Source organism: Bacteroides sp. Ga6A2 (assembly GCF_000702225.1).
GTDB lineage: Bacteria > Bacteroidota > Bacteroidia > Bacteroidales > Bacteroidaceae > Ga6A1.
Genome location: NZ_KL370876.1, coordinates 878 through 13,912 on the forward strand (window position 1 = coordinate 878; position 13,035 = coordinate 13,912).

General features: G+C 49.1%; 9 protein-coding genes and 2 tRNA genes. 7 read left to right on the plus strand and 4 right to left on the minus strand.

Features of this window, described 5'->3' with window-relative positions; translation table 11 throughout:
• Positions 1–2 precede the first annotated feature (2 nt).
• The 4 genes from T538_RS0116555 (at position 3) to T538_RS0116575 (ending at position 7,061) form a co-directional block, all read left to right on the plus strand.
• Positions 3–77: transfer RNA gene (locus T538_RS0116555), tRNA-Pro, on the plus strand.
• 148 nt (positions 78–225) lie between these two features.
• The gene (locus T538_RS0116560; protein ID WP_031533110.1) at positions 226–2,454 is read left to right on the plus strand and encodes a glycoside hydrolase family 31 protein; all 2,229 of its coding nucleotides are present in this window, start codon (positions 226–228) and stop codon (positions 2,452–2,454) included.
• Positions 2,455–2,480: 26 nt separating this feature from the next.
• Positions 2,481–5,450 carry a homocysteine S-methyltransferase family protein gene (locus T538_RS18705; protein WP_081834903.1) on the plus strand — a complete coding sequence of 990 codons (2,970 nt, stop codon included), beginning with the start codon at positions 2,481–2,483 and terminating at the stop codon, positions 5,448–5,450.
• A gap of 15 nt (positions 5,451–5,465) precedes the next feature.
• Positions 5,466–7,061, plus strand: a complete 1,596-nt coding sequence (locus tag T538_RS0116575) for a sodium:solute symporter family transporter (RefSeq protein WP_031533111.1) — start codon at positions 5,466–5,468, stop codon at positions 7,059–7,061.
• A gap of 70 nt (positions 7,062–7,131) precedes the next feature.
• Here the strand turns inward: T538_RS0116575 and T538_RS0116580 are convergent, their stop codons facing one another.
• The 4 genes from T538_RS0116580 to uvrB form a co-directional block, all read right to left on the minus strand.
• Positions 7,132–7,569 (minus strand): Fur family transcriptional regulator, encoded by a 438-nt coding sequence (locus tag T538_RS0116580; protein WP_031533112.1) that lies wholly within the window; start codon positions 7,567–7,569, stop codon positions 7,132–7,134.
• A 117-nt stretch (positions 7,570–7,686) separates the two neighbouring features.
• Positions 7,687–7,758, minus strand: a tRNA-Cys gene (locus tag T538_RS0116585).
• 615 nt (positions 7,759–8,373) lie between these two features.
• A complete protein-coding gene (locus T538_RS0116595; protein ID WP_031533115.1) occupies positions 8,374–8,973 on the minus strand; it encodes an IMPACT family protein in 600 nt (199 codons plus the stop codon).
• A gap of 4 nt (positions 8,974–8,977) precedes the next feature.
• Positions 8,978–11,014, minus strand: a complete 2,037-nt coding sequence (gene uvrB / locus T538_RS0116600) for an excinuclease ABC subunit UvrB (RefSeq protein ID WP_031533116.1) — start codon at positions 11,012–11,014, stop codon at positions 8,978–8,980.
• A gap of 203 nt (positions 11,015–11,217) precedes the next feature.
• Here uvrB and T538_RS0116605 point away from each other — a divergent pair, with 203 nt between their 5' ends.
• Genes T538_RS0116605 through T538_RS0116615 form a run of 3 tightly spaced genes read left to right on the plus strand, consistent with a single transcriptional unit; the run spans position 11,218 to position 12,877 of the window.
• On the plus strand, positions 11,218–12,039 hold the full coding sequence (locus tag T538_RS0116605) for an outer membrane protein assembly factor BamD (RefSeq protein WP_031533118.1): 822 nt from the start codon (positions 11,218–11,220) through the stop codon (positions 12,037–12,039).
• A gap of 17 nt (positions 12,040–12,056) precedes the next feature.
• Positions 12,057–12,392 carry a DNA-directed RNA polymerase subunit omega gene (locus T538_RS0116610; RefSeq protein ID WP_031533119.1) on the plus strand — a complete coding sequence of 112 codons (336 nt, stop codon included), beginning with the start codon at positions 12,057–12,059 and terminating at the stop codon, positions 12,390–12,392.
• A 20-nt stretch (positions 12,393–12,412) separates the two neighbouring features.
• Positions 12,413–12,877 (plus strand): DUF4293 domain-containing protein, encoded by a 465-nt coding sequence (locus T538_RS0116615; protein ID WP_031533120.1) that lies wholly within the window; start codon positions 12,413–12,415, stop codon positions 12,875–12,877.
• Positions 12,878–13,035 lie beyond the last annotated feature (158 nt).

Genomic DNA, 13,035 nt, shown 5'->3' on the forward strand with positions numbered 1-13,035 from the left:
TTCGGGGTGTAGCGCAGTCCGGTTAGCGCATCTGTTTTGGGAACAGAGGGTCCCAGGTTCGAATCCTGGTACCCCGACACAAAAGGAAGGTTAAAACATCATGTTTTAATCTTTTTTTGTTTTTGTACATATCCGTTCTTTCTACTCGATTTTAAAGCGAAATATTTCTTCAATTACAATTATTGAGTTATATTTGTGCCATTCAACTATAATCATAACCATTTAATGAAACAAACCAACTATCATTTGTTCGATTTTCTTGACTTCGACATAAATTTAAAGCAAGACGAATCGTTGTGGAAGGCTTATGCGCCTTCGGATATAAAAGAAAACAACGGAGATGTTTGGATAACAATTCCTTTTCAGAAACAGGTGCTTGCAAACGATATGCAGGCAGACGAATCGGCAGCACAGGAAAATTATGTGCTGAAAATAAGAGTGTACAGCAACAGCTCTGTGCGATTGTTCTCATCGTTCAACGACGAAGAGTGCAGCGACAACGACGATATGCTGTGCTGGCATCCGTCGGTTAAGAAGATTCCGCTTCGCGTAGAGAAAGACGGCGATGTGTTCAGCATTGTGGGCGAGGGCGGACGGTATGCACAGATTGATTGTCGCAAGCCCGTGCTCGAACACTGGAGCGATTTGCTTCCAGAGCCGCAGAGCACGGTAGACATCACTATATATCCCGAGGGCGACAGAACTCCGCAGGGCAAGAGCGTGAGACTGAGTGCCTACGACCATTTCTCTCCGCCGCGATACGATGCCCTTCCGCTGGCGTTGGTAAAGCGCGAGGGCAAGAACGATGCCGTAACGCTCTCGTTCGAGTGCCAGCCCGACGAGTGCTTCTGCGGAACAGGCGAGCGATTCACAAAGATGGATTTGAGCGGCCGCACCTTCCAGCTGAAGAATCAGGACGGACAGGGCGTGAACAACCGCCGTTGCTACAAGAATATTCCGTTCTATATCAGCAGCCGAATGTACGGCGTTTTCTATCACACTTGCGCCCATTGCAAGTTGTCGCTTGCCGACCATTCAACGCGTTCGGTCCAGTTCCTTAACGAATATCCGCAGATAGATGCCTTCATCATCGGCGGCGACAATCCCGAACGAATCTTGTACAATTACCGATGCATAACAGGCTTCCCGCCGATGCTTCCGCTGTGGAGCTTCGGCATCTGGATGAGCCGAATGACATATTTCAGCGCAGACGAGGTGAACAGCATCTGCAATCGTCTGCGCGCCGAGCATTATCCGTGCGACGTAATCCACCTCGATACAGGTTGGTTCAAGACCGACTGGCTTTGCGAGTGGAAGTTCAACGACGAGCGATTCCCAGACCCTAAGAAATTCATGGGCGACTTGAAGAAGCAAGGCTTCCGCGTATCGCTGTGGCAGCTTCCGTACGTTGCCGAGAATGCCGAGCAGATAGACGAGGCGAGGGAGAACAACTATATCGGTCCGCTCACCAAGAAGCAGGACAGCGAGGGCAGTAACTTCTCTGCGCTCGACTATGCCGGAACCATCGACTTTACTTACCCAAAGGCTGTTGAGTGGTACAAAGGTCTGCTGAAGAACCTGCTGGAGATGGGAGCGGCGTGCATAAAGACCGATTTTGGCGAGAACATACACATGGATGCCAAGTATCATGGCATGAAGCCCGAATTGCTGAATAATATCTACGCGCTGCTCTATCACAAGGCGGCTTACGAGATTACGAAAGATGTTACGGGCGACGGCATTGTGTGGGCGCGTAGTGCGTGGGCTGGATGCCAGAGATATCCGCTGCACTGGGGCGGCGACTCGGCTCATTCGTGGGACGGTATGGCAGGCTCGCTGAAGGGCGGTCTGCACTTTGGACTCAGCGGATTTGCCTTCTGGAGTCACGATGTGCCGGGCTTCCACAGTCTGCCAAACTTCATGAACTCGCCGCTCGACGAGCAGATTTACGTTCGCTGGACTCAGTTCGGCGTGTTCTCATCGCACATGCGCTATCACGGCACATGCAAGCGTGAGCCTTGGGAGTATCCTAACATCGCGCCAATCGTAAAGAAATGGTGGAAGTTGCGCTATCAGCTTATGCCTTACATCGTGGAGCAGGCTCGCAAGACAACCGAGACGGGATATCCTATGCTTCGCGCGCTCATCTTCAGCAACCCTGACGATTTTATTTGCTGGCATATCGACGACGAATATATGTTTGGCGACGACTTCCTTGTTGCTCCGGTGATGAACAGCGACAACCGTCGAGATATCTATCTGCCTGAGGGCGAATGGGTTGATTTCTTCAGTCGCGAGACCGTCAGCGGTGGACGATGGTTGAAAAATGTTGATGTTCCGCTCGATGAAATGCCGGTTTTCGTGCGTAAGGGCGCGCAGATTCCGATGTACATGGACGATGTTGAGTGTACCGACGAGATGGACTTGAGCAAGGCGGTAATAGAGCAATTCTGATGGTTTCATCGTAAAAATCCGAACTTATGACGACTTGGAAGGAAAATTTAGAAGAAACAAAGCAACATTATATTGACTGGTGGAATCACAAGGGCATCGTGCTGAACATGTGGGAGCATTTTCAGCAGGGCGTGAAGCCTCATGCCGACATTCCGATGCCGCACGAGCCTAAGGACTTGAATCAGAAGTGGTTCGATGCCGACTGGCGTGCCGATTATCTCGACTGGTACGTCTCGCATAGCTGCCTGAAAGCCGACATTCTGCCGGTGGCAAACACTCAGCTCGGCCCGGGCTCTATGGCGGCAATCCTTGGCGCGGTGTTCGAGGGCGGCGAAGATACAATCTGGATTCATCCCGACCCAAATTTCCGCGATGATTTCCAGTTTGACCCTAACCATCCTAATTTCTTGCTGCACAAAGAGTTGCTGAAGAAGGTAAAGGCCAAGGCAAAAGGCAACTATTACGTCGGAATGCCCGATTTGATGGAGGGACTCGACGTCTTGGCGGCGATGAAGGGAACGGACTCCGTACTTCTCGACACAATTACTCAGCCCGACATCCTTCTTGACCAGATTCAGCGCATAAACGACGCTTATTTCAAGGTTTTCGACGAACTTTACGACATAATCCGCGAGGGCGACGAAATGGCATTCTGCTACTTCTCGTCGTGGGCTCCGGGCAAGATGAGCAAACTTCAGAGCGACATCTCAACCATGCTCAGCGAGGAAGATTATCGCAAGTTTGTGCAGCCTTTCATCCGCGAACAATGTCAGAAAATAGACTATACGCTCTATCATCTCGACGGAGTGGGAGCGATGCGCCATGTTCCGGCGTTGCTCGAAATCGAGGAGCTGAACGCCATCCAATGGACTCCGGGCGTGGGCGAACCGCAGGGTGGCTCGCCAAAGTGGTACGACCTTTACAACACCATTCTGAAGGGTGGAAAGAGTATCTTGGCATGCTGGGTTACGCTTGACGAACTGAAGCCGTTGCTCGACAACGTGGGCACAGACGGCGTTCACATCGAGATGGATTTCCACAACGAAGACGAGGTTGAGCAGGCTCTGAAGATTGTGGAGGAGTATCGCGCAAAGCCTGTCGCAGCCAAGTGGAAGCGCGACACGATTCATGTAAAAGGCTGTACTTGTGAGGTTTGTGCAACCCAATTCAAGAGCATCGTTCCCGGATTGGACGATAGCCTAAGCATAGAAGAAAGTCTGAAACGATGTATAAACATTGGTGACAATTTCAAGATAAAGAAAGCCGGAAACATCGCGTCTGAAGCCGTACTTCCTGCGCCAGCGACGAAGGGCTTCAGAGACCTTTTCAAGGAGCGTATTCTGATTCTCGACGGCGGAATGGGCACGATGATTCAGCCTTACGGTCTTTCGGAAGAGGATTTCAGAGGCAAACTCTTTGCCGACAACAGCGGCAGTCTGAAGGGCTGCAACGACCTTCTCTGCATTACAAAACCCGATGTAATCGCCGATATTCACCGAAAATATCTGCTTGCCGGGGCTGACATCATCGAGACGAATACGTTTAGCGCGCAAGCCGTTTCGATGGGCGACTGGGGGCTTGCCGACTATGTGCGCGACATCAACCTTGCAGCATGTAGGATTGCCCGTCAATTGGCAGATGCCTTCACGCTTGCAAATCCGCAGAAGCCGAGGTTCGTGGCAGGTTCTGTCGGTCCGACAACCAAGACATGCTCAATAGATGGCGACATCAAGTACTATGCCCTTGTGGCGGCTTATCGCGAGCAAATAGATGCTCTTATCGACGGCGGAGTTGATGCTCTTCTCTTCGAGACAATCTTCGACCTTCAGAACTCGAAGGCGGCGATGGATGCCGCGGTTTCATCGATGAAGGAGAAGGGGGTGGACGTGCCTATCATGCTCAGTTTCACGCAAGTAAATGCCGATGGAAACAACCTTTTGGGACAGAATATCTATTCGTTCCTCGACGAGGTGAAGGATTATCCTATCTTCTCCGTTGGAATGAACTGCTCAACGGGTGCAGACCAGATGTATCCGCTTATCCGCGAGTTGTCAGAAAGGGTTGATTACTACATCACGGCTCACCCTAATGCCGGACTGCCCGATGAAAACGGACAATATTTGCAGTCGCCCGAGATAATGCAGAAGCAAATATGGCCATATATCGACGGTCATCTTGTAAACGTAATCGGTGGCTGTTGCGGAACGAACAACGAGCACATAGGCAAATATGCGCCGCTTGTCGAGCCTGCTCCGGGATGCTTTGTAACGCCCCATCAGCCGGGACAGAAAACCGTTGCGGCAAAGACAGAGAAGAAGCCGTTGAAATCGGCAGAAAAGACTGTTTCTCAAGAGAATACAGCCGAGAAAGGCGCGCTTTTCAACGCCATCATCGCCGGCAAGACCGAAGATGCAAAGAAAGCCACTCAGCAGCTTATTGACGAGGGCAAGAAGCCTCAGGAGATAATAAACGAGCAGATGATTGTGGCGATGAGCGAGATTGGTCAGCGATTCCAGAACGGAAAGGCTTTCGTGCCGCAGCTTCTGATGGCAGGAAGAGCGATGAAATCGGGACTTGAACTGTTAAAGCCTCTCATGGCGGGAAGTGCCTCAATCTCAGCCGGAAAGGTCGTGATAGGAACGGTCAAGGGCGATTTGCACGACATCGGCAAGAATCTTGTGGCGAGTATGCTCGAAGGCTGCGGCTTTGAGGTTATAAACGTGGGAATTGACGTGCCGAGCGAGAAATTCGTCGAGGCTCTGAAGGAGACGAATGCCGATATCTTGTGCATGAGTGCGCTTCTTACGACCACGATGACGTACATGAAGGACGTTATCGAGGCTATAAAGGCTGCCGGACTGCGCGACAAGGTTAAGATTATGGTTGGTGGCGCGCCTGTGAGCCAGAATTTCGCCGATGAAATCGGGGCAGATGGCTACAGCGATAATGCAAATTCGGCTGTTGCGCTTGCCAAGAGACTTATGCAACCATCTTAAAATGCTGATTCTGTTATGGGTAATTTATCTTTTGGAACTCTCGACTGGTTTATTCTTTTGACATATTTTGTGGTGCTTGTTGGCATTGGAATTTGGGCGAGTGCAAGACGCAAGGAGGGCGGAAAGGCCTTCCTTGCCGACCGCTCGCTCGACTGGTATCACATTGGCTTTTCGATGTGGGGAACGAATGTCGGTCCGTCTATGCTTATTGCGTCGGCAAGTGCCGGCTTCACCACCGGAATAGTATCGGGCAATTACGCTTGGTACGCCTTCGTCTTCATCGCGCTGCTTGCCTTTGTCTTTGCTCCGCGATATTTGGGCGAGCACATCACCACGCTGCCCGAGTTTATGGGCAAGCGATTCGGGCAGAGCACGCGTAATATGCTGGCGTGGTACACCATAGTAACGATTCTTATTTCGTGGCTCGCCCTCACGTTGTTTGCCGGCGGAACGCTTGTCCGTCAGGTGTTTGGCATTCCGATGTGGGTTTCAGCCTTGATTTTGCTGCTTGTGTCGGCATTCTTTACCGTCATGGGCGGACTGAAGGCGGTGGCTTATACTAATGTCTATCAGATGGTTCTGCTCATTCTTGTGAGTGCGACGCTTACGGTCATGGGCATCTATCGCCTTGGCGGAGACTCGTTCTTCGGAGGCATCAGCACGCTTGCCAATCCTGATGTCGTTCCGTCGAGCTACTGGAAACTCTTTCAGCCTATCGACGACCCTTCGTATCCGTGGCTGCCTATTCTGCTTGGCTATCCGGTGATGGGCGTGTGGTTCTGGTGTACCGACCAGAGCATGGTTCAGCCCGTTTTGGCGGCAAAGAATCTGAAGGAGGGGCAGAAGGGTGCGAATTTTACAGGCTGGCTCAAGATTCTCGACGTGGTGCTTTACATTCTGCCTGGCGTGATTTGTTTTGCCCTTGTCAAGACTGGTTTCTTCGGAACGATGCAGGTTGAACCCGACAACGCCTACATGACGCTTGTAGACAGCCTTTTCCCCGTCGGAATGGTGGGACTTGTGATGGCTGTCCTCACGGCATCGCTGGTGAGCACCATCGGCTCGGCGTTGAATGCCCTCAGCACGGTGTTCACGATGGATATTTACGTCAAGAGCGTTAATCCAGATGCGAGCGATGCCGAAATCACTCGCACGGGACACATCGTCACGGTCTTCGGCGCGCTTGTCTCAATCGTTCTGACCGTTGCCATAGACAATATAAAGGGCTTGGATTTGTTCAACGTGTTCCAGAGCGTTCTTGGCTTTATTGCGCCTCCAATGGCGGCTGTATTCCTTCTTGGCGTGTTCTGGAAGCGATGCACAACACTCGCTGCCAATCTCACGCTCACGTTCGGAACGTTCTTCAGTATTGGCATCGGTATTCTTTATCTGTGGACTAATCTTGGCATCGAATGGCCTCATTTCATGCTTCTGTCGTTCTATATCTTCGCGGCTCTGTGCCTTGGCATGGTGTGCATCAGTCTGTTCGACAAAACCGAGGAAGAACGCCATTCTATGCGCGTTATAGAAGAAAAGACGTCGCTCTCTGCCATTACCGCGTGGGTAGTGCTGGCGGCGGTCATGGTGTTCCTATACATCTACTTTAACTGATTTTATGTTGGTTTAAACTGAAAAGTTCACTTCAAAAAAGCGTGACTGCTTGTTTTGAAGTGAACTTTTTTCATTTTCCGTATTTCTTGCTGCATTTCGGACAAAGTCCCTTTATTACGTACTCCGATTCGTGAATCTCGTATCCTTCGGGTATTGGAACCGATGGAATCGGTACTTCCTCCATGCAGATGGTGTGATGGCACATTACGCACGTTATGTGAACGTGGCCGATACAATGCTCATGGTCGGCGCATCGGCAAAGACAGTATTTCTGCATTCCTGAGCCGTCGTCGATAGGGTGCAGAAGGTTCTTCTCGGCAAACAGCGTCAATGCCCTGAAAACGCTCGAATTGTCGGCGTTGTGAAGCACGTCTACAACGTCGTGAAGCGAGAATGCGCCTTTTATCTGCGTGTAGATGGCTTTCAGCACGAGCAAGCGGACGGCGGTCACTCTTATTCCGGCTTCTTCGAGGATGTGTTCAAAATCTATGTTTTCTTGTTGCTGCATATTTGTGTGTCGGTTTTGTTGATTTGCAAAGTTGCGCAAAGTTTTTCAAATATGCAAGTGAAAGGGGAGATATAATAAAAAAATGAAACCGACAATCAGAAATCGTCGGTTTCATCGAGGTGCCTGGCGGATTCGAACCGCCGTGGCTGGTTTTGCAGACCAGAGACTAAGCCACTCATCCAAGGCACCATTGTTTAGTGTCGCAACCAGTGTTTTGCTGAATTGCGATGCAAAGATACTGCTTTTTTGTAAACCTGCAAACTTTTCAGAGTAAAAAAACGTAAAAATGTAAAATTTTGGCTTTTTCTTGGATTTTACCTTATTTATATAATGTTTTTCGATTGGGATTATATTGCTTTATTTGAATGGTTTCCCTTTTATTACTGCTTGTTTCTTCGTTTTTATCTGAATTTTGCTTATATTTGCCATGTCTTTACGACTATCCGGGTAAGTTTCCCGCGAGGAGTACGGTATAAAAGCTAAGGCTCGGAAGGGGAGTTCGCTCCCCTTTTTTGTGTTCTGTTGAATATGGAATTTGTTCGGGTTTCGTTCGGGATGCCTTCGGGTTTTGACTTGGTTTGATGATACTGCCGATTTAGTCTTAGGTTCTGCCGAATTTCCGAATTTTGCAGCATCAACAAACGCGAGTTTGTAAATACTTCCGATTCTAAAAATCGGCATAATAATCAGATTTTCTTCTGCTTATTTCTTGCGAATGAGATAATTTTGTATCTTTGCGACATCTCATAGGTGGAGAAATCTGCTTTGGAGATGCCAGGGCTGCGAATTATCGCAGTCCTCTTTTTATTCCTTGATAACCAGCGAAGTGACTTTTTCGAGTCGTGCGCGTAGTTGCGGCATTATCTCCTTGCGGATGCGCAGAGTCATAACGCAATCCATGTCGAACTGCTGGCTTATGATTTCGGGCTCCAAATCCTTTATCACCTTCATCACATCGTTCATAAAAGGATATTCGAACGTAAATTCGATGTCGAGGTCTACGGTCTTGACTATGATGTTGGCTTTCTCTATGGCCGCAGCCGCAGCCGTGCGGTAGGCTACAATCAGACCGCTTGTGCCGAGTTTTACTCCGCCGAAGTAGCGAACCACGACGATTAGGATGTCGGTCAGTTCATTTGAGTTAATCTGTCCCAGAATCGGCTTTCCTGCCGTGCCCGAAGGCTCTCCGTTGTCATTCGCCCTAAAATCGCTGTATTCAGGCCCAAGCATGTACGAGTAGCAGACGTGCCGCGCATCGTAATACTTCTTCTGGAAAGCCTCGACGTGAGCCTTTATCTCGTCCTTTGTGCGCACGGGAATGGCAAAGGCGAGGAACTTGCTTCTCTTCTCGGTGTAGATAGCCTCTGTAGGGGCTTCGATGGTCTTATATTCGTCTTCTTTCATTTTCTTATTGTTTGTCCTTTAGCATGTCTTCAAGCCGTATCAGTTCGTCTCGGTATTGTGCGGCAACCATGAAGTCGAGTTTCTTTGCAGCCTCCTTCATCAGCTTGCGAGTGTTCTCGATGCTCTTTTCGAGTTGTGGCTTAGACATGTAGCCCACGATTGGGTCGGCGGCGTATGTGTGCTCCTCCTCAATGTAGACTTTCTTCTTTCTGATGTCTGCGCGCTGCTCGTCCACCTTCTCGCCGCTTCCGATGAGATCGGCCATTTTTCGCTCTTTCGTAATCTGCTTAGGCGTGATGCCATGCTCTTGATTGTAAGCAAGTTGCTTCTCGCGACGGCGGTTAGTCTCGTCAATGGTTTTCTGCATGCTTTCCGTAATGTTGTCGGCATACATTATCACCATTCCGTTTACGTTTCGTGCGGCGCGTCCGGCTGTCTGTGTTAGTGCACGATGCGAGCGCAGGAATCCTTCCTTGTCGGCGTCGAGGATTGCCACGAGCGATACCTCGGGAAGGTCGAGACCTTCTCTCAGCAGGTTTACGCCCACCAGAACGTCGTATGCTCCGGCGCGCAGGTCGTCCATTATCTTCACGCGGTCGAGCGTGTCAACATCGCTGTGGATGTAGTTTGTGCGTATGTCGTGGTTCAGCAGATATTCGGTCAGCTCTTCAGCCATTCGCTTGGTCAGGGTGGTTACGAGAACGCGCTCGTCTTTCTCCTTTCGGAGTTCGATTTCTTCCAGAAGATCGTCAATCTGGTTCATGCTCGGGCGGACTTCGATAATAGGGTCAAGGAGTCCGGTAGGGCGGATAAGCTGCTCAACCACAACGCCTTCGCTCTTCTGCAACTCGTAATCCGCCGGCGTTGCGCTGACGTATATCACTTGGTTTGTTATCGCCTCGAACTCCTCGAACTTCAGCGGACGGTTGTCGAGTGCCGCCGGCAGTCTGAATCCGTATTCAACCAGATTAGTCTTTCGGGCGCGGTCGCCGCCGTACATCGCCGATATTTGTGGAACGCTTACATGGCTCTCGTCAATCACCATCAGAAAATCCTTCGGGAAGAAGTCGAGCAGACAGTATGGTCGTTCGCCGGCTTTTCTTCCGTCGAAGTATCTCGAATAGTTCTCTATTCCGCTGCAATGCCCAAGTTCGCGAATCATCTCGATATCGTACGTTACGCGCTCGTGCAGACGCTTTGCCTCAAGCATCTTGCCCATGCCTTCGAGTTCCTGAACGCGCAGAGTCATGTCGTCCTCAATCATGCGGATGGCAGCCTGCGTGCTGTCCTGCGATGTCATGAAGAGGTTGGCTGGGTAGATTTTGTATGCGTCGTAAGACATCTGCTTGTGCCCTGTAATCGGGTCGATTTCATCGATTGAGTCGATTTCATCGTCCCAGAAGATGATGCGCAGAATGTTGTCGGCGTATGCCAGATAGATATCTACCGTGTCGCCCTTTACCCTGAAACATCCGCGTTTCAACTCGATGTCGTTTCTCACATAAAGACTGTCTACCAGTCGGCGTAGAAACACGTTGCGGTCTATAATCTTGCCCTTGTGAACCTCTATTACGTTGTTGTAGAAGTCGTTAGGATTTCCCATGCCGTAGATGCACGAAACCGAGCTGACCACTATCACGTCGTTTCGGCCCGAGAGCAGCGACGATGTGGCGGCAAGCCTCAAACGGTCGATTTCATCGTTTATGGCAAGGTCTTTCTCTATGTAAAGGTCGGTGGCAGGCAGATAAGCCTCCGGCTGATAATAGTCGTAGTACGATACATAGTACTCCACGGCGTTGTTCGGGAAGAAACTCTTCATCTCGCCATAAAGTTGGGCGGCAAGCGTCTTGTTGTGGCTCAGGATGAGCGTGGGCTTGTTGATGTTCTTTATTACGTTTGCAATAGTAAACGTCTTTCCCGAACCTGTAACGCCCAGCAGAGTCTGCGCCGGCATTCCGCTCAGAACGCCCTCTGTCAGCTGCCTTATGGCTTCGGGCTGGTCGCCTGTGGGCTGATAGTTTGAAACGATTTCAAAATCCATGCTGTACTATTTTGTAATATATGGGGTGCGAATATACAAAGAATCTTCTGTTGAAGCCGTAAATTTTGTTTAAAATGATGCAATAAATACTTATTTTGAAAGTTATATATTGGTTAATTCAATGTTTTTTATTAATTTTGCCCGCTGAAACGTATATAATTATTATAAACTTTCGGAGTGGACAACCGTTCCTTAACTGAATAATGAGAAAAGTTTTTTTGAATATCTGCGCAGTTGCACTCTTGTTCACCAGTTGTGGTGGCATGACAAAGCTTGCAAAATGCTCGGATTACGATTACAAGTACGAAGCTGCCAAGGCATACTATGCCGACGGAATGTATGGCAGCGCCGCAACCTTACTGGAAGAATCTATAGCCATCATGAAGGGTACAGACAAGGCGGAAGAATCGCTCTATCTGCTTGCAATGTGCAATATGAAGATGGGCGACTACGATTCGGCTGCCAAGTTCTTTACTACTTATTACAACTCTTACCCTAAAGGCAAATATACAGCCTTGGCAAGATTCAACTGCGGAAAGGCTCTATATAGCGATACGCCGAACCCACGTCTCGACCAGACATCTACGATTAAGGCTATCAGCGAGTTGCAGAACTTCATAGACTATTTCCCAGAGTCACATCTGAAGGACAGAGCCGAGAAGATGCAGTTCGAACTTCAGGATAAGCTTGTTGAGAAGGATTTCCTTGCTGCGAAGTTGTACTTCGACCTTGGCGGATACTTCGGCAACTGCACAAGCGGCGGAAACAACTATCAGGCGTGCATCATCACGGCACAGAACGCCCTGAAGGATTATCCTTACTCAGAGTACAGAGAAGATTTGTACTATCTTATTCTGAAGAGCAAGTACAACCTCGCCGCACAGAGTGTTGAGTCTAAGCAGGACGAGCGTTACCGCGATGCCATTGACGAGTATTACGGCTTCAAGAATGAGTTTCCTGAGAGCAAGTACACAAAGGAAGTAGACAAAATCTTCAAGGAGAGTAGCAAACGAGTTAAAAATTAAAAACATTATACAGGATTATGGATTACAAGAAGACCAATGCGCCTACCAATACCACTACGCGCAATCTTATGGATTTCTGTAAAGGTACAGACAACATCTACGAGAGTATCTCAATCATGGGCAAGAGAGCAAACCAGATTTCGGTAGACATCAAGAACGAGTTGTCAAAGAAACTTCAGGAGTTTGCATCTTACAACGACAGCCTTGACGAGGTGTTCGAGAACCGTGAGCAGATTGAGATTTCCCGTTTCTACGAGAAACTTCCAAAGCCAACCCTCATCGCTATTCAGGAGTTCGAGGAAGGCAAAATCTACTTCCGCAACCCTGCAAAGGAGAAGGAGAACCTTGATTAAGAACCACAAAACGCAGATATATGATTCAGCGAATACAAACGCTCTACATGCTTGCTGTTGAGATTCTGCTGATTGTATGTCTATGCAGCCCTATAGGACGGTTCGTCTCTGCCAACGGCGAGACTGTTGGCGTAATGAACAACCTTACGTTCCGCAACGGCAACGACGAGGTCTTGTCATATTCTCTGTGGGCACTTTGTACTATCATTTCGATAGTGCTTGTTACCACGGCTATGGCGATTCTCCTATACCGCAAAAGAATGCGCCAGATTAGATTCTTGGTGTTCAATACAATTCTTCTTGCCGGATACTGCATAGCTTACATTGCCTTTGTTTTCGTATTCAAGGGGCAGAGCGAGGGTGCATCGTTTACTCCAACATTGTACGTTGCATTTCCGGTAGTGAGCATTATACTTAATTGGTTGGCAATCCGTTCAATCGGCGCAGATGAGATGCTGGTTAGGGCTGTCGACAGAATAAGATAAAAAATAAAATAGGTTATAGACGATTCTTTCTTCTATAACCTATTATTTTTGTGCAAGATTTTGTTGCTGGATGATAATGCGAGTTGCAAACTCGCTTTTTTTGATGTTGCCTAATTCTTGCATCCCTTCGGTAGCAGGCGACCATAGGTCGAGCGCGG